The organism is Methylobacillus draconifructus (genome assembly GCF_045984355.1).
GTDB classification, from domain to species: Bacteria; Pseudomonadota; Gammaproteobacteria; order Burkholderiales; family Methylophilaceae; genus Methylobacillus; species Methylobacillus flagellatus_A.
In genome coordinates this window covers 113,917-130,888 of sequence record NZ_JBJQII010000006.1, presented here as the reverse complement: position 1 = coordinate 130,888, position 16,972 = coordinate 113,917, and the positions used below count along the sequence as shown (strand labels likewise).

At 60.6% G+C, this 16,972-nt stretch carries 16 protein-coding genes; 12 read left to right on the top strand and 4 right to left on the bottom strand.

Annotation, left to right across the window (positions count from 1 at the left end; all coding sequences use genetic code 11):
* Nucleotides 1-103: 103 nt before the first annotated feature.
* Nucleotides 104-1,846: a DUF4153 domain-containing protein gene (locus tag ACJSDX_RS13330; RefSeq protein ID WP_407995108.1), complete on the bottom strand. Its 1,743-nt coding sequence runs from the start codon at nucleotides 1,844-1,846 to the stop codon at nucleotides 104-106.
* 93 nt (nucleotides 1,847-1,939) lie between these two features.
* Here ACJSDX_RS13330 and panD point away from each other — a divergent pair, with 93 nt between their 5' ends.
* The 4 genes from panD (at nucleotide 1,940) to ACJSDX_RS13310 (ending at nucleotide 4,871) form a co-directional block, all read left to right on the top strand.
* On the top strand, nucleotides 1,940-2,320 hold the full coding sequence (gene panD, locus ACJSDX_RS13325; protein WP_309564478.1) for an aspartate 1-decarboxylase: 381 nt from the start codon (nucleotides 1,940-1,942) through the stop codon (nucleotides 2,318-2,320).
* The gene (gene rsfS / locus ACJSDX_RS13320; RefSeq protein WP_407995107.1) at nucleotides 2,320-2,679 is read left to right on the top strand and encodes a ribosome silencing factor; all 360 of its coding nucleotides are present in this window, start codon (nucleotides 2,320-2,322) and stop codon (nucleotides 2,677-2,679) included. Before panD ends, rsfS begins: the two co-directional genes overlap by 1 nt.
* A gap of 278 nt (nucleotides 2,680-2,957) precedes the next feature.
* Nucleotides 2,958-3,425 carry a 23S rRNA (pseudouridine(1915)-N(3))-methyltransferase RlmH gene (gene rlmH / locus ACJSDX_RS13315; protein WP_407995106.1) on the top strand — a complete coding sequence of 156 codons (468 nt, stop codon included), beginning with the start codon at nucleotides 2,958-2,960 and terminating at the stop codon, nucleotides 3,423-3,425.
* A gap of 3 nt (nucleotides 3,426-3,428) precedes the next feature.
* Complete coding sequence (locus ACJSDX_RS13310; protein ID WP_407995105.1) at nucleotides 3,429-4,871, top strand: cryptochrome/photolyase family protein; 1,443 nt, start codon at nucleotides 3,429-3,431, stop codon at nucleotides 4,869-4,871.
* Between the two features lie 28 nt (nucleotides 4,872-4,899).
* On the opposite strand, the gene ACJSDX_RS13305 is transcribed toward ACJSDX_RS13310, so the two are convergent.
* Nucleotides 4,900-5,895 carry a class 1 fructose-bisphosphatase gene (locus ACJSDX_RS13305; RefSeq protein ID WP_407995104.1) on the bottom strand — a complete coding sequence of 332 codons (996 nt, stop codon included), beginning with the start codon at nucleotides 5,893-5,895 and terminating at the stop codon, nucleotides 4,900-4,902.
* 211 nt (nucleotides 5,896-6,106) lie between these two features.
* Here ACJSDX_RS13305 and ACJSDX_RS13300 point away from each other — a divergent pair, with 211 nt between their 5' ends.
* Nucleotides 6,107-6,853, top strand: coding sequence for an MlaA family lipoprotein (locus tag ACJSDX_RS13300; RefSeq protein ID WP_407995103.1), 747 nt, complete (start codon nucleotides 6,107-6,109; stop codon nucleotides 6,851-6,853).
* Between the two features lie 78 nt (nucleotides 6,854-6,931).
* Here the strand turns inward: ACJSDX_RS13300 and pmbA are convergent, their stop codons facing one another.
* A complete protein-coding gene (pmbA, locus tag ACJSDX_RS13295) occupies nucleotides 6,932-8,290 on the bottom strand; it encodes a metalloprotease PmbA (RefSeq protein WP_407995102.1) in 1,359 nt (452 codons plus the stop codon).
* 38 nt (nucleotides 8,291-8,328) lie between these two features.
* Between pmbA and yjgA the strand changes: the two genes are divergently transcribed.
* From yjgA to ACJSDX_RS13260, 7 genes are all read left to right on the top strand, one after another.
* Nucleotides 8,329-8,871: a ribosome biogenesis factor YjgA gene (gene yjgA, locus ACJSDX_RS13290; protein WP_309564470.1), complete on the top strand. Its 543-nt coding sequence runs from the start codon at nucleotides 8,329-8,331 to the stop codon at nucleotides 8,869-8,871.
* Between the two features lie 137 nt (nucleotides 8,872-9,008).
* Nucleotides 9,009-11,906: a monovalent cation/H+ antiporter subunit A gene (locus tag ACJSDX_RS13285; protein WP_407995101.1), complete on the top strand. Its 2,898-nt coding sequence runs from the start codon at nucleotides 9,009-9,011 to the stop codon at nucleotides 11,904-11,906.
* Entirely contained in the window at nucleotides 11,894-12,223 is a 330-nt protein-coding gene (locus tag ACJSDX_RS13280) for a Na+/H+ antiporter subunit C (protein WP_407995100.1), read from the top strand. The genes ACJSDX_RS13285 and ACJSDX_RS13280 overlap by 13 nt, the downstream gene beginning before the upstream one ends.
* Complete coding sequence (locus ACJSDX_RS13275) at nucleotides 12,220-13,752, top strand: monovalent cation/H+ antiporter subunit D (protein ID WP_407995099.1); 1,533 nt, start codon at nucleotides 12,220-12,222, stop codon at nucleotides 13,750-13,752. The genes ACJSDX_RS13280 and ACJSDX_RS13275 overlap by 4 nt, the downstream gene beginning before the upstream one ends.
* The gene (locus tag ACJSDX_RS13270; RefSeq protein ID WP_407995098.1) at nucleotides 13,752-14,240 is read left to right on the top strand and encodes a Na+/H+ antiporter subunit E; all 489 of its coding nucleotides are present in this window, start codon (nucleotides 13,752-13,754) and stop codon (nucleotides 14,238-14,240) included. Before ACJSDX_RS13275 ends, ACJSDX_RS13270 begins: the two co-directional genes overlap by 1 nt.
* Complete coding sequence (locus tag ACJSDX_RS13265) at nucleotides 14,237-14,506, top strand: K+/H+ antiporter subunit F (protein WP_230347967.1); 270 nt, start codon at nucleotides 14,237-14,239, stop codon at nucleotides 14,504-14,506. The genes ACJSDX_RS13270 and ACJSDX_RS13265 overlap by 4 nt, the downstream gene beginning before the upstream one ends.
* Entirely contained in the window at nucleotides 14,503-14,871 is a 369-nt protein-coding gene (locus ACJSDX_RS13260; protein ID WP_309564465.1) for a Na+/H+ antiporter subunit G, read from the top strand. Before ACJSDX_RS13265 ends, ACJSDX_RS13260 begins: the two co-directional genes overlap by 4 nt.
* 7 nt (nucleotides 14,872-14,878) lie before the next feature.
* Here the strand turns inward: ACJSDX_RS13260 and ACJSDX_RS13255 are convergent, their stop codons facing one another.
* Nucleotides 14,879-16,924 (bottom strand): site-specific recombinase, encoded by a 2,046-nt coding sequence (locus ACJSDX_RS13255; RefSeq protein WP_407995097.1) that lies wholly within the window; start codon nucleotides 16,922-16,924, stop codon nucleotides 14,879-14,881.
* Nucleotides 16,925-16,972: the final 48 nt, after the last annotated feature.

The following is a 16,972-nucleotide window of genomic DNA, read 5'->3' as shown; positions in this document are numbered from 1 at the left end:
AGCAATGAAGGTTCCGAATGTAGCAATTCGGGACCTTCATTTAATTACAACCATCACTATCGGGGCAAAGCAGCAGTGCCTGAACTCATACTGTCCTGCCTGCCTATTGCTCCTCCACCTGGTATTTCATGTTCCCTATCCACAACTCGCGCCAGGCATTGGGCTTGGCGGAGAAATCCAGCGCGTCCAGTTCGCGCTGCATCTTGGCGGAGCCCAGCACGCCCATGTCCTTGCCTGCCAGCCGGCCGGCCACTTTCCATACGCCCTGCTCCTGGGAAAAGATGCGGCTGCCGTAGCCGTCCAGCAGCACCAGCTCCCGCCCGCCGTCGCCGTTCAGGTCCAGCGTCAATACCGGGCAAGGCTTGTCGGCACGGCAATTGAGGTAAATATCGCCGGTATTGTATCGCCCGAGCAGGAAATCCAGGAATGCCGGATCAAGCCCGGTATCGTGCGGATAAGGCGTCAAGCGCTCGCGCAATTGCTCGCGCGTCAGCGGTTCCGGGCCCTTGGGCTTGAACGTGCGATGCGTCACCTTCAGCGCAGCCGCGGCCTTCTGCCGGATCAATTCCGCATGCTCGTGCGCGGTATTGCGGACGAGATCCTGCAAGCGCTGGTTGCCGTAGCGCCCGCCTTGCAGCCGCAGATACTCGAAATCAAAGTCATTGACCGGCGTGCGGCCGTCCAGCAACCTGGCAACCTGGCTGCTCACCGCCACCCTGGCCGGGTCGAGCACCGGCGTCATGGTCAGTATCAGCAATGCCACCGTGAACAGCGCCGCGGCAATATTGACCTGCCTTGCTTCCAGCATCCAGACGGCGTTGCGCATGAGCACCGCGAACGCATAGCCCAGGGCGTAGATCGCCATGGTGACGATGGCCAGTACCGCCCATATCCTGTCCACGCTCCAGCCATATTGCGCGACGCGCAGGCCGAGCGAATAGGCGCAGAGGGCGATGTAAACCGGCATCGCCAGCAGGCCAAGGCTGATGAAGCGCAGCAGCCAGCGGGGGAAACGCTGCTCGCCCGAGGCGTCCTGCCAGGCGGCGTTGAACAGGAACACGGTCCATGCCAGCAGGCACAGCATCAGGCTGGTGGCGTAGCCTGTCTTCCAGAGCAGGGCCAGGCCCTGGAACGGCAAGGCCAGCAGGAACAGGATGAGGATGAGGCTCACCACGGGCAGCAGCCAGCCCAGGATGTTCAGGCTGGCGCGGTAGATGCCCACCAGCGCCTCCTCTTTCGCGGCATAGAGGGAAATGCCGATGCCGAAGGCGATCGCCGTGATGGGATAGGCGAATATGCGGCTGGTGAAGAGGTCCATGAGAAAACCGATGTTGAGGACCTTGAACAACCCGGCCAGCAGGAACAGCAATATCCACAGCAGCCCGGTGAACAAGGACGCCAGCACCAGCTTAACCAGGTTGCGCCAGGCGGCGGAAAACAGCAGCGAATAATCGCTGAACCAGCGATGAGTGACCAGCTTGTGCTCGGCGAACGGCAACAGGACAAACCAACTGCCCAGCGTAATGAAGCCAAGCAAGAAGCCGCGCCGCTCGACGCTGCCAACCGGCAGGCCGTCCACCCATGCCTGGCAGCCCATGTAGGCAGCGGCAGCGGACACCACAAGGGAGAAGCCCGCGGACATCCACCACAATGCCGGTTTATTGCGGTGCGCGGAAAGCATCATCTGGCTTAACGGCAGCGTCAAGATGAATGCATACAAGGGCCAGATCACGCTCAAATGCTGGCCCTTGTCGGCCAGCCTGATCAGCCACTCGTGCAGCAGCCACAGGCCTATCCCCTGCAAGGTCGCCCAGGCGATGATCCAGCTACGTTCCTGTCTATTCATGACAACTATCTCTCCCTCAGCAATAAATCTTCATTTATTCAGCGTGTTGTTTACACTATAATAGCCGGTCTTGTTTTTTCACATTGGTTGGCCATGCAAAGAACTATGCTCAAATCCAAGCTGCACCGCGTGCGCGTGACGCACTCGGAGCTGGACTATGAGGGCTCCTGCGCCATCGATGAAACGTTGCTCGAAGCAGCCGACATCAGGGAATATCAGCAGATCGACATCTACAATGTCAACAACGGCGAGCGCTTCACCACCTACGCGATCCGTGCCGAGCGCAACTCCGGCATCATCTCGGTGAACGGCGCAGCCGCACGCAAGGCCAGCCCTGGCGACCTGCTGATCATTGCCACCTACGCCAGCTATACTGAAGCAGAACTGGCCCAATTCAAACCCCAGCTGGTGTATGTCGATGCCGAGAACCGCATCAAGAACCAACGCCAGCACATCCCGGTACAAGCCGCCTAATGCTAGATTTAGAAGAAATGAAACTGGCCGTCGTCGACGCGCTGGAAGACATCAAAGCCTTTGACATCACCGTGATGGACGTGAGCAAGCTCACCTCCCTGACAAGCTACATGATCGTCGCCAGCGCGAACTCCACGCGCCAGGCCAAGGCGATTGCCGACAACGTCCGCGAGAAGCTCAAGGAAAAAGGCGCCAACATCCAGGGCACCGAGGGCGAGAAGGAAGGCGAATGGGTGCTGGTCGACCTGGGCGACATCGTTGTGCATGTCATGGTGCCGGCCACCCGCGCCTACTACAACCTCGAGCAACTCTGGGGCGAGGCCGAAAATCGCCGCGGCCACATCAAAGCCGCGGAGTAATCAGGGCCTGTCAATACTAATCAAGGAGTCGCGAAGACATGAAACATTTGTCCAATCAAGGCGCACGTTGCAGTACGTATGTCGATACGCACAAAACGGGCAACGCCGAGTGGACGAATGTTTCATGTCTTCCCGTAGGGTTGAAGCGAGAAAAGGCCGTCCACGGCGTTACCAATGCTCGCAAGGCACTCAGCCTTGCTGTGCTTGGCGTCTTGCGCCCAGCCTTTTCTCGCTCCAACGCGATCCCCTTGATTAGTATTGACAGGCCCTAATCCTCCTTGAAGCTGCGGATCATTTCTGTCGGCCATAAAATGCCTGACTGGGTGCAATCCGCATGCACCGAATACACCAAGCGCATGCCGCGCGAGATGAGCGTGGAAATCGTCGAAATCAAGCCCGATAAGCGCGCCTCGGGCAAGAACTCCGAAACCGTGCAGGAAGCCGAGGCCAAACGCATCCTCGAAGCCGCGGGCCGCGATTACCTCGTCGCGCTGGACGAACGCGGCCAGGAAGTCACCACCCTGCAATTAGCCGACAAGATGCGCCTATGGATGGAAAGCGGCCGCGATGTGAGCCTGGTGATCGGCGGGGCCGACGGCTTGCATGAGGGCCTGAAGCGAAAGGCCGACTGGCTGTGGAGCCTGTCCAGGCTCACCATGCCGCATGGCATGGTGCGCGTAATGCTGAGCGAGCAACTCTATCGCGGATTAAGTGTCATCAACAATCATCCTTACCACCGCGAATAACCCATGACCAAATCCCTGGTGTGGTTCCGCCGCGACCTGCGCGACTACGACCATGCCGCGCTCTACCATGCCCTGAAGGATTCCGAACAGATCGTGTGCGCCTTCGTCTTCGACACCGATATCCTCGATGGCCTGTCCAAGGAAGACCGCCAAGACCGCCGGGTTGAATTCATCTGGGAAAGCGTGCATGAACTCAAGCTTGCCCTGCAGGAACGCGGCGGCGACCTGCTGGTGCGCCATGGCAAGGCGATTGACGAAATCCCCGCGCTCGCAAGCGCATTGGGCGCGGAGTGCGTCTACTGCAACCGAGATTACGAACCGGCAGCAGTGAAAAGGGACGACACCGTCAGGCAGCGGCTGGAGGCGCAAGGCATCGCGTTCAAGCGCTTCAAGGACCAGGTGGTCTTCGAGCGCGACGAAATCATGACCAAGTCGGGCACCCCGTTCAGCGTCTTCACGCCTTACAAGAACGCCTGCTTGAAAAAATTGAACGACTTCTACTTCAAGGCCTACCCGGTGGACCGCTACATGCACAATCTGGCGCGATCCTCACCGCAGCCGATGCCTCCCCTGGAGTCGCTAGGCTTTGCGCGCAGCAACCTCAAGCAACTCAAGCTGCCTACCGGCATGTCGGGCGGCATGGGCCTGTTCGAGAATTTCAGCGAGCGCATGCCGCGCTACCGCGATGCGCGCGACTTCCCCGCATTGAAAGGCCCTTCCTACCTTTCGGTGCATCTGCGTTTCGGCACCGTCTCCATCCGCCATTTGGCGAGGACGGCCTGGCAGCAAGGCGGCGCGGGCGCGGAAACCTGGCTCAACGAACTCCTGTGGCGCGACTTCTATTTCCAGGTGCTGCACCATCATCCGCAGGTAGCCGAGGGGCATAGCTTCAAGCCGGAATTCGAGCATATCCCGTTTCCCAATGATGAACGCCTGTTCCAGGCTTGGTGCAAAGGGCGCACCGGCTATCCGCTGGTCGACGCCGCCATGCGCCAGATCAACCAGACCGGCTATATGCACAACCGGCTACGCATGGTAGCCGCCAGCTTTTTGGTAAAAGATTTATTGATCGACTGGCGCTGGGGCGAACGCTACTTCGCGGAGAAGCTGATCGACTTCGACCTCGCCGCGAACAATGGCGGCTGGCAATGGGCGGCATCGACCGGCTGCGACGCGCAGCCGTGGTTCCGCATCTTCAACCCGGTGACGCAATCGGAAAAATTCGACCCGGAGGGCAAGTTCATCCGCAAATACGTGCCCGAGCTCCAGCCATGCGACAACAAGGAGATCCACGCGCCGTGGCTGATCCCGCCATTGCGGCAGCAGGCGCTAGGACTGGTGATCGGCAAGGACTACCCCGCCCCCGTGGTAGACCACGCCATGCGCAGGGAGCAGGCGCTGGCGCTATACAAACGGGCTGACAGCAAAGAGGAAACTCAGGAGTAACCGGCCATGAAGCTCCGATAGCGGCAGGCTACGCCGTCGGGTCGGTGAAAGAATGGTACTCCTGCAAGCGCTCGACCTCTTCCCGCGCTCCGAGGATGACCGCCACGCGCTGATGCAGGCTGCCCGGCTCCACCTCCAGGATACGCCTGTGCCCGGTGCTGGCAAGGCCGCCTGCCTGCTCCACCAGCCATCCCATGGGGCTGGCTTCGTACAACAGCCTCAGGCGCCCGCCGCGCCCCACGCTGCGGCTATCCAAGGGGTAGAGGAACACGCCGCCCCTCACCAGCAAGCGGTGCACTTCCGCCACCATGGTGGCAACCCAGCGCATGTTGAAATCCTTGCCGCGCGGACCGCTGCTGCCGGCAATGCACTCCTCGACATAGCGCTGCACCGGCGGTTGCCAGAAGCGCTGGTTGGACATGTTGATCGCGAATTCCTGGGTGCCCGCGGCAATGGTCAGGTCAGGATGCGTCAGGTAGAACTCGCCCTGCTCGGGATCCAGGGTGAAACCATGCACGCCATGCCCCAAGGTCAGCACCAGCATGGTGGAGGTGCCGTACAGCGCATAGCCCGCCGCTAGCTGCCGGGTCCCGGCCTGTATGAACGAAGACTCGTCTATTTGCCCCTGCGGCGCGGGCAATACGGAAAAAATGCTGCCGACGGACAGGTTGAGGTTGACGTTGGAAGAGCCGTCCAAGGGGTCGAACACCAGCAGGTACTCGCCCTGTTTCCCGGCAAACGCCTGTGCATGCTCCATTTCCTCGGAGGCGATGGCGGCCACCTGCGGCAGCCGGGCCGCCATTTCGACAAAAATATCGTTGCTGATCAGGTCCAGCGTCTTTTGCTGTTCACCCTGCACGTTCTCGCGGCCGGCATTCCCCATGTTGCCGCGCAACGCGCCATGGCTGATTTCGCGCGCAACCGCCTGGCAGGCGCCGGCAATCTCTTGCACAAGCGATAAGAGACTATCCGCATGGGCATATTGCCTTCCCTGCCCGGCCAGAAAATCTGAAAGTTTCAGCATGATGATTCACGTCCTTTCCGTGATGCTAGAGCAATATAGCCAGCGGCGGCACAAAGCGCCACCTGGATAACGAATTGTTTCATTTTTACAACTAGTGTGCCTCCACGGGTTCGAGTTGTATTAAATTTGATAGACAACTAAAAACCGCTCGGTTAAAGTGGGTTCCGTTTGTGTCAAATTAGAGACACTCAATAATAATTAGGACAGATGTATGCGCGTTAAAATTTCAGGGATTGCGATCAGCGTCGCACTTGCGCTCAGCATGACAGGCTGTGCGACCCAAGCCAATAAAGACCCGCTGGAAAGCATGAACCGGGGAATTTATAAGTTCAATGATACTGCCGACAAGGCCGTCATCAAACCGATTGCGGGCGCATACAAGGCAGTAGTGCCAAGCCCGGTCCGCACAGGCGTCAACAACTTCTTCACCAACCTGGGCACCTTCACCTCGCTGATCAACAATATCCTGCAACTGGAACTGGGCAAGGCCATGGACAATGCCGGCCGCCTGGTGATCAACTCCACCATCGGGATCGGCGGCCTGATCGACGTCGCCTCCATGGATGACGTGCCCAGGCATAAAGCCGACTTCGGCCAGACCTTGGGCAAGTGGGGCGTAGGCAGCGGCGCCTACCTGGTATTGCCGTTTATCGGCCCGAGCACATTCCGCGATACCGCTGGGCTGACCGTCGACACGCTCTACTTCGACCCGATCCAGTACACCAATCACGTCCGCGTGCGCAACCAGTTGCGCCTGCTGAGCTTCATTGACCTGCGCTCGCAGTATTTGCCCGCAAGCGACCTGATTGACGATGCTGCATTGGACCCTTACATCTTCATGCGCGAGGCTTACTTGCAGCGCCGTGAGCAATTCGTCACCGGCCAGGCATCCTCGGAGTACGATGACTTCGACGATGACGACGAAGAAGAAACGCCGCCAGCACCAGCAGCACAATAAATAATAGCCATCCAGCAAAAAAGCCACGCAATGCGTGGCTTTTTCATTGGGTGCAAATCAACAAGTTAAAGGCACAGGCTATTCGCCGCTTGCCACCGTCATGCGCTCGATCAAGATGGAGCCGGTCTGCTTCGAGCCCTGCACCAGCACATCATTGCCCACCGCCACGATATTCATGAACATCTCGGCCAGGTTGCCCGCGATCGTGATCTCCTCGACCGGATAGGCAATCACGCCGTTCTCCACCCAGAAGCCCGCCGCGCCGCGGGAGTAGTCGCCAGTGACCATATTGACGCCGTGGCCCAGCAATTCCGTCACCAGCAGCCCCGTGCCCATCGCCTTGAGCAAGCCGGCGAGGTCAAGGTCGCCGTGCCGGATGATCAGGTTATGGTTGCCGCCCGCATTGCCCGTGCTCTGCATGCCGAGCTTGCGGGCGGAATAACTGCCGAGCATATAGCCTTCCAGCACGCCGTTGTTGATCAACGTCCTGCCGCGGGTGGCGACGCCTTCATTGTCAAAGGGCGAGCTGGCGAGGCCGCGCGGGATATGCGGCAGCTCTTCTATGTTCACGAGGGAGGACATCACCTGTTTGCCCAGGCTGTCCAGCAGGAACGACGACTTGCGGTACAGGCTGCCGCCGGAAATGGCTGAAACCAGGTGCGAAATCAATCCCGAGGCCAGCGGCGCTTCGAACAACACCGGCACCTGGCAAGTCTTGACCCTGCCGGGGCCGAGCCTACGCGCCGCGCGCTCTCCGGCGCGCAAACCGACGGCACGCGCCGAATCCAGGTCGCCGGGATGACGTGCGCTGGTAAACCAGTAGTCGCGCTGCATGCTATCGCCCGCCTCGGCGATCACCGAGCAGCTCAAGCCATGGCGTGAGCTGGGATAGCCGGCATTGAAGCCGTTGCTGTTCGCATACGAGAACAGGCCTTCGTAAGTGGAGACCGAAGCGCCCTCCGAATTGCTGATGCGGGCGTCTGCGGCACGGGCCGCCTGCTCGCACTCCACAGCCAAGGCCAATGCCTCGTCCACGCTGATGTCCCACGGATGGTGCAAATCCAGGTCGGGAATATCCCGTGCAAGCAGGGCGGGATCGGCCAGGCCGCAGAATTCATCCTGAGCCGTGTAGCGCGCGATATTGCATGCCGCGGCGACAGTGTCCTTGAGCGCGTCGGCGCTGAGGTCGGAAGTGCTGGCATGGCCCTTCTGCTGGCCGAAATAGACGGTCACCGACATGCCCTTGTCGCGGTTGTATTCGATGGTCTCGGTCTCGCCCATGCGCACCGAGACGTTCTGGCCTATTCCTAAACTGACTTCAGCCTCGGCCGAGCTTGCGCCCGCCGCCTTTGCCAGGCGCAGGACTTCATCGCTCAAGCCCCTCAGCTCATCCAGCGTGTATGAAAAGCGCGAACCACGCTCTGTCTGGTCGTTCACAGAAGTCTCTTTGCAAAAAACTGTTATCATACATCAGCATGAAACCTAACAAGACAGAAAACACCGAACACAGCATTGAGCCTGTCAGCAAGACCAAGCGCAAGGCCGAGGCGGATGCCCTGCAAGCCATAGGCGTGACCCTGGTCGAGCTGCCGAAGGAGAAGCTGGCCAAGCTGGACCTGCCGGAAGCCCTGCTGGACGCCGTCAACGAAGCCAAGCGCATAACCTCGAACGGCGCGTTGCGCCGCCAAATGCAATACATCGGCCGCCTGATGCGCGATATCGACACCGCGCCCATCGTTGAGCAACTGCAGCGCTGGGAAGGCTCGCACAATGAAGAAAACGCGCGCTTTCACCGGCTCGAGCAATGGCGTAGCCGTTTGCTTGAGGACGAGTCCGCGCTGGCGGAGTTCATCAACGAATATCCCAACACGGAAGCACAACAAGTACGCAATCTGATACGCAATGCGCGGCGCGAGCAATCGGCAGGCAAGCCGCCCAAGAGCAGCCGCGAGCTGTTCAAGATATTGCGCAGCATTACGGAAAATTTAACGACCGGCACTGAACTCAACGATGATTGATCCAATCAGTGCCATAGCAGGCAGGTAAAGCCCTTCCGGGAGTTTCCGGCTGTGCCGGCGCAAGCCGAGCGCAGATTGATGCCGCACATAAGACTGGCAAGGTTACCGCAAACTTTAACGACGCATTTTTAAACCTCATGGGCTTAGCTTATTTAACACTGGTACCTTTTTTCGGGGCGATCCTCACCAAACTCAGCACCAGGCTGGGACGCTACTCGTCCGCCTGGGTCGCCATCCTTTCTGCAACGCTGTCGCTATTCCTGCTATGGCCACTGGCGGTACAGGTCTGGCAAGGCGAAACCGTCATCCAGCGCATCGGCCCCTGGCTGCCCGAGCTGGGCATCGACCTTGCATTCCGGCTGGACGGTCTATCGCTGTTGTTCAGCCTAATGATCCTGCTGGTCGGCCTGATCGTGGTGATCTATGCCCGCTACTACCTCTCCCCGCGCGACAGCATGGGGCGCTTCTACGCCTACCTGCTGCTGTTCATGGGCTCGATGCTTGGCGTCGTGCTCTCGGAGAACATCATCCAGCTGCTGATGTTCTGGGAGCTCACCAGCCTGTCCTCGTTCCTGCTGATCAGTTATTGGCAGCAACGCGAGGAAGCCAGCCGCGGCGCGCGCATGGCGCTCACGATCACGGGCGGCGGCGGGCTCGCCATGCTCGGCGGATTCCTGCTGCTGGGCAATATGGCCGGCAGCTACGACCTCAGCGACATCCTGCTGGCAGGCGACGCGATCCGCAGCCACGAGCATTACTCATCCATGCTGCTGTTGATCCTGCTTGGCGTGTTCACCAAGTCGGCGCAGTTCCCGTTCCACTTCTGGCTGCCCAATGCCATGGCCGCGCCCACCCCGGTGTCCGCCTACCTGCATTCCGCCACCATGGTCAAGGCCGGGATATTCCTGCTGGCGCGCCTGTTTCCAGCGCTCGCCGGCACGCCGGAGTGGACCTGGATCGTCTCCGGCATCGGCATTGTCACCTTCCTCACAGGCAGCTATATCGCCCTGTTCAAGCACGACATGAAGGCGCTGCTGGCCTATTCCACCATCAGCCATCTCGGCCTGATCGTCGCGCTGTTCGGCATCGGCACGCCGCTGGCGGTGGTCGCCGGCGTATTCCACATCATCAACCACGCAACCTTCAAGGCCTCGCTGTTCATGCTGGCCGGGATCGTCGACCACGAAACCGGCACCCGCGACATGCGCCAGCTGCGCGGCCTCAGGCGCTACATGCCTTACACTGCGGCGCTGATGGTCATCGCCGCAGCCGCCATGGCCGGCATCCCCGGCCTCAACGGCTTCGTTTCCAAGGAAATGTTCCTCGAGCAAGTCGTCGTGTATGGCGATACCTTCGCCCATCCTTGGCTGCTGCCAGCGATCGTGACGGCTGGCGCGGTGTTCTCCGCCGCCTATTCCATCCGCATCGCCCATAACGTATTCTTTGGCGGCGAGCCTGCCGACCTGCCCAAGGCGCCTCACGACCCGTCAAGCGGCATGCAGATTCCAGTCGCCATCCTGGTGGCCGCCTGCGTCGTGGTCGGCTTGTTCCCGGCAATTGCGCAGCCCCTGGTCACACTGGTGGCAGGCAGCGCCCTGCAGAGCGCGCCGCCTGCCTTCCACCTTGCGATTTGGCACGGCTTGACACCCGCCTTGTGGATGAGCGCAATCGCATTGGCGGGAGGCATCCTGGTATACCGCCAGCGCGAGGCATTCTTCTCGCTGCAAAGCCTCGTCGACGGCAGGATAGACGCCAAGATCATCTACAACGGCGTCATGCGCAGGTTGTTCGCCTGGTCGAGCGCCATCACCATGAATGCCGACAACCTTTCGCAAAAACGCATGTTGTGGATATTGTTCGTCACGGCGATCGTGCTGGGCGGATACGGCTTCCTCAGCGGCGGCGGCCCGCTGGCGGGCAACCGCGCCATGCTGCCGGTAGATCCCATGAGCGCCATGGTCGCCATCATCATGATGGCGGCGGCCGTCGCCACCGTCCTCATGCACCAGCAGCGCTTCACCTCGCTCGTCCTCGTCAGCGCGGTGGGCCTGGGCGTGGCGCTAACCTTCGTCAAGTTCTCCGCGCCCGATCTGGCGCTGACCCAGCTCGCCGTGGAGTTCATCACGGCCGTGCTGCTGTTGTTGGCCTTGTTCTTCCTGCCGCAGGCAACGCCGGATGAACAGGACCGCCTGCGCCAGGCCCGCGATATCGTGATCGCGGTTTTTTCCGGCTTAGGGATAGCCGCGCTGAGCTATGCGGTGCTGACCCGCGAATATGAAACCATCGCGGACTACTTCATTGCGAACAGCGTCACCGGCGGCGGGGGAGCCAATGTCGTCAACGTATTGCTCGTGGACTTCCGCGGCTTCGACACCATGGGCGAGATCACGGTGCTGGCATTGGCCGGCCTGGGCATTTACGCCATGCTCGACCAGCTCAAGCTGCTCAGCCCCAAGCAGGATGCCGAAGGCCGCCCGTGGAATCCCGATACCCACCCATTGATCCTCGCCACCTTCAGCCGCATCCTGCTGCCGCTTGCCATGCTGGTGGCGGTATTCATCCTGCTGCGCGGGCACAACCTGCCCGGCGGCGGCTTCATTGCGGGCCTCATCACCTCGGCGGCGCTGATCGTGCAATACCTTGCCAACGGGGTGGAGTGGACGCGCAGCAAGCTGCCGGCCAACACCCATCCGCTCATCGGCTACGGCCTGCTGACCGCGGCAAGCACCGGCGTCGCCAGCTGGTATTTCGGCTATCCGTTCCTCACCTCGACCTTCGAGCACGTGCATCTGCCCCTGCTCGGCGAGTTCGAGCTGGCCTCGGCCATGGCGTTCGACATCGGCGTGTTCCTGGTGGTGGTCGGCACCTCGCTGCTGATCCTGATCAACCTGGGCATGATCCACCAGGTCAGCTACCTGCCCCGCATCGGCAAGAACCCGGGCGGCAAAGAGCCCAAACCGGCGCGAGCCGCAGCCATCGAAAAGGCTGAAAAGACTACAACGAAAAAACAGGAAGACATGCCATGGAAGCGTTGATCTCCATCCTGATCGGCATACTCACCGCAGGAGGCGTCTATCTCTGCCTGCGCAGCCACACCTTTCCCGTCGTGCTCGGCCTGACCTTGCTGTCCTATGCCGTCAACCTGTTCCTGTTCATGATGGGACGGCTGGTCATCGGCAAGCCGCCCATCATCAGCGAGCAGGCCGGCAATTACGCCGACCCCTTGCCGCAAGCGCTGGTGTTGACTGCTATCGTCATCAGCTTCGCGATGACCGCCTACATCATCGTGCTGGCGCTCAAGGCGCGTACCGAAATGGGGAACGACCACGTTGACGGAAAGGAAGTCCGTTGAGCCACCTTGCCATCGTTCCCTTGCTGCTGCCGCTGTTTACCGGCATTTTCCTGCTATTGCTGCGCGAGCAGCGCATCTACGTCAAGCGCGCCATTTCCGGCATCAGCAGCATCGCGTTGATTGCTGTCGCAGCCAAACTGCTATGCACGGTCAGCGATGGCAGCATCCTGGTCTATTCGTTGAGCAACTGGCCAGCCCCGTTCGGCATCGTCCTCATGGCCGACAGGCTCGCCGCACTGCTGGTGCTTACCACCTCCCTGCTCTCGCTGTTCGCGCTGGTGTATGGCATGCGCGGCACCGACAGGCAGGGCCGCCAGTTCCATATCCTGTTCCAGTTGCAATTGTTCGGGCTCAACGGCGCGTTCCTCACGGCCGACCTGTTCAACCTGTTCGTGTTCTTCGAAGTGCTGCTGCTGGCCTCATACAGCCTGTTGCTGCACGGCGGCGGTCGCAAGCGCATCCGCTCCGGCCTGCACTTCGTCGTCATCAATGTGGTCGGCTCCTCGCTGTTCCTGTTTGCCGTCGGCGTCCTCTACGGCATTCTCGGCACGCTCAATATGGCCGACATGGCGGTCAAGGTCACCCATGTCAGCACGGACAATGTCGGCCTGGTCAAGGCTGCGGCCCTGCTCCTGTTCGTGGTGTTCGCCCTCAAGGCGGCATTGTTGCCGCTCTATCTCTGGCTGCCTTCGGCCTACTCTCAGACCAGCGCTCCCGCTGCCGCCCTGTTCGCCATCATGACCAAGGTGGGCGCCTACAGCATCCTGCGCGTCTACACCCTGGTATTCGGCAATGAAGCCGGCCCGCTCGCCAACCTGCTGGACGGCTGGCTGCTGGGCATGGCGCTCGCCACCATCGTCATCGGCAGCTTCGGCCTGCTCGGCAGCAAGCGCCTGCGCCAGCAAGTCGCCTATCTGGTCGTGATTTCCGCAGGCACCCTGCTGACTGGCTTCAGCCTCGAATCCCAAGCCGGGATCGCAGCCGGACTGTACTACCTGCCGCATACCACGTTTGCCGCCGCCGCGCTGTTCCTGCTGGCAGATCTGATCGTGCAGCGCCGCGACCAGATGGAAGACCGGCTGGAAGCCGGGCTGGTGATCACCAGGCAAAAATTCCTCGGCGCCACCTTCTTCATCCTGGCCATCATTGCCTCGGGCCTGCCGCCGCTCTCGGGCTTCATCGGCAAGTTCATGCTGCTGCGCGCGGCGCTGGAACATCCCGCCTTGCCCTATATCATGGCGATCATACTGGCCAATGGCCTGTTGACCGTGATCGCCATGGCGCGCACCGGCACCCTGTTCTTCTTCGAAGCCCATGCGGTCGACACCTCGACCAATTCCTACATCAAACAGGGCGAGCCCGAGCCGCTGCGCGTGCGCGAGCTGCTCCCCATCCTGTCGCTGTTGTCGCTATGCGTACTCATGACCTTCTGGGCCGGCCCAATCAACAGCTACTGCCTGGACACGGCCAGCCAACTGCTGGATACGCCGTCCTATATCCACGCCGTCCTCGGAAAGGGAGAACAGTAATGCAACGCTTCCTGCCCCACCCGCTGCTGACCGTCATCCTGGGCGTCATCTGGCTGCTGCTCACCAACAGCATAGACCCCGGGCAGATCGCCTTGGGATTGCTGCTGGGCTGGGCCATCCCGTTCTTTGCCCTGCAGTTCTGGCCCGACAAGCTCAAGGTGCACAAGCCGCTCACGCTGCTGAAATTCAGCGGCATCCTGCTATACGACATCATCGAGGCCAACTTCATCGTCGCCATGCGCATCCTGGGCAAGCCCGAGAAACTGCGGCCGGCGTTCATCGTCGTGCCGATCGACCTCGATTCCGATTTCGCGATGAGCATCCTGGCGAACACCACCTGCCTCACTCCGGGCTCGCTCTCGGCACTGCTTGCGCCCGACCGCAAAAGCATCCTGGTGCACACGATAGACGTCGATGACATCGACGCCTTCATCCACACCATCAAAACACGTTACGAACTGCCACTGAAGGAGATTTTCGAGGAATGATAGAAATCGCCATCCACATCGCATTCGTGCTGGTCTCGGCCGCGCTGGCGCTGAACGCCTGGCGCCTGCTCAAGGGGCCCAGCGCGCCCGACCGCATCCTGGCGCTGGACACGCTCTATATCAACACCATTGCCCTGCTGGTGGTGTTCGGCATCCACATCAAGAGCATGGTGTACTTCGAGGCGGCATTGCTCATCGCACTCATGGGCTTCATCGGCACCATCGCCATGTGCAAATACCTGCTGCGGGGGGACATCATCGAATGAACATCGTGCTGGAAATCCTGCTTTCGCTGCTGATCGTCACCGGCGCATTGCTCACCTTCATCGGCTCGCTCGGGCTCGCGCGCCTGCGCGACTTCTACACGCGCCTGCATGGGCCGACCAAGGGCACGACGCTGGGCGTCGGCAGCCTGTTGATCGCTTCGTCCATTTTCTTCAGCGTGCAGGGCGACGGCGTCAGCCTGCACGAAGTGCTGATCACCCTGTTCCTGTTCATCACTGCGCCGATCAGCGCGCACTTGCTGGCAAAATCGGCGCTGCACCTCAAGGTGGAATCGCTGGTGCCCTTGCCGGACGAGGCCATTGCGCGCAAGAACAGCCAGCACAAGCCCTACCAGACGCTGGATTAGCCCGACTTCAATGCGCTGGCGGCTTGTCGCCAGCATGGGCTTGAACATGAGCATGCTCGTCCGCAGCACGCTCAAGATCTTCCACCTCCACCCCGGTGTCGCGCTTGGGGGGCAACAGGAACAAGGCCGGGTTCTGGATGAAGCGCTTGGCCAGAGTCTTCAGCAGCAAGCGCCACTGGGCAAACGTCACCTTGCGCGACTTCATTGCCACATACAGCGCCAGACTGAAACTCACCACCAGGTTGGTGGTGCCGATCAGCCAGATGCCCAGGATGGCCGTCACCAATACCTGCCAGGAAAACAGAAAATCCAGCGCAACGAAGGAATAGCCGGTAAACGCCGACGCAAACGCAATATGGCGGATATCGATGGGCAGGCCAAGCAGCACGCCCAGGCCCGACATCCCGCCCAGCAGGCAGCCGAAATAGAAATTCCCGGCCAGCGCCCCGAGATTATTCTCGACATAGCGCGCCACGCGGTCCAGGCGCGACGGGCCCAGCAGCCACTCCAGCCAGCCCAGCGCCCGCAGGCGCTGCGGAATCTTGTTATAGACCGCCAGGTTATCGTGGTAGCCCGCAATCAGGCCTGACAGGAACAGGCACACCCCGGCAATCGCGGCATAGAACACCGCGCCGCTGTGGAACGGGTCGTTGGCATCCAATAACGCATGGGCTTTTTCCGGCGTGATGAAATGCTGCCCCGTCACGCTCAGGATCAGCCAGCCAACCAGCATCGCCACGGGCACCGCCATCATGACGTTGCCGAGAATGGCGATGGTCTGGCTGCGGAAAGTCTGCGCGATGATGGTGACCAGCTTGTCGAGGTTCTTGTTCTTGCGGTCGCTCGCGTCGATGCTCGCGGCGATCGCGGCCGCCGTCATCGCCGGCTGCTTGGTCGCCACCGTGAAATGCAGGATATGGATCAGCGCGAAACCCAGGCCGTAATTGAGGCTGAACAGGATCGCCTCGGTCAGCGGCGCGTAATGGTGCTTGGCCGCGATGATCTTGAGCATGGTCATGAGCGCAATGATCACGCCTGCGCCCATGGCTGACCGCATCAAGCCGAAATACTCGCTGCGCGTTTCAGTGATGTAATGCTCGCCGGTGCGGCTGGCATTCTCCGTGACGCGCAAGGCCATCAGCTCGACGTTCTCGCGGAAATGCTGCCGCACGTCGTTCTTGTGCCGTTCTGCGGAAACCAACGTCTTGAACAATTGCACCATCGCCGTCCCGGCATCCGCATCGCTGCGCACCAGCTTGATGATGCCCAGCAGGCTCTCGAGGCGCCGAACCTGCTGGCTCATGCGCTGCAGCAGGAAGGTGAGGTGCACGCTGGTCCCGGTTTGCGAGCTGTTGCGCCGGATTTTGGCGATCACCTCCCGGCACTGGTCCAGCATCACGAGGATATGCCCGACATCGTGCTGCTGTTCCAGGGGCATGGCGAGCAAGGCCTGCAACTCGACGCTCTGGGTGATGAAGGGCGAATCGTGGTATTCGATCTCGGGATGGTTGCGGATCAGCTCCGGTTCCAGGCCGGAAGCCGCCAGGCGGTAGGACAATACCTGCGCCGCATCCAGCAGGCTCTTCTGGCATTCCGCCACCTTGTCCGCGGGCACCTCGTGAAAACGCAAGGCATGCACGAGCTGCAGCCAGACGTCATCCGGCACCGCAGCCACCCACGTCTCGTCTCCGCCCTTCGGGAATATCTGCCCGAACAAGTCCTTGAGATAGGCCGGGTTGATGGCGTCCGGGAGTATCTTGTGCCCGATGCGCCGCGACAATTCGGTAAAGAAACCGCTGTTAGGCTGGATGCCGGAATCCACGTACAGCGATATGGGCTTCCGTCCCACCAGCAGGCTCACGATGGCATCCCTCAGCACCTGCGCCTTCCCAGGGTCGCTGTTCAATACATGGCAAAGCGCCTGCACTGCGTGGGCCGCATGGCCGGTATCGCTGTTCTGCCGCGGTCGGATTTCCGCCACCAGGTCGGCAAGCAAGCGGGCGGCATTGGTATTGTGTCGTGCGTAATCGCGCAGGATATGTTCCATCAGCATATTTCTATCGGTAATGTTTTTATGGTCTGGTTGAAGATGCTTTTCTTA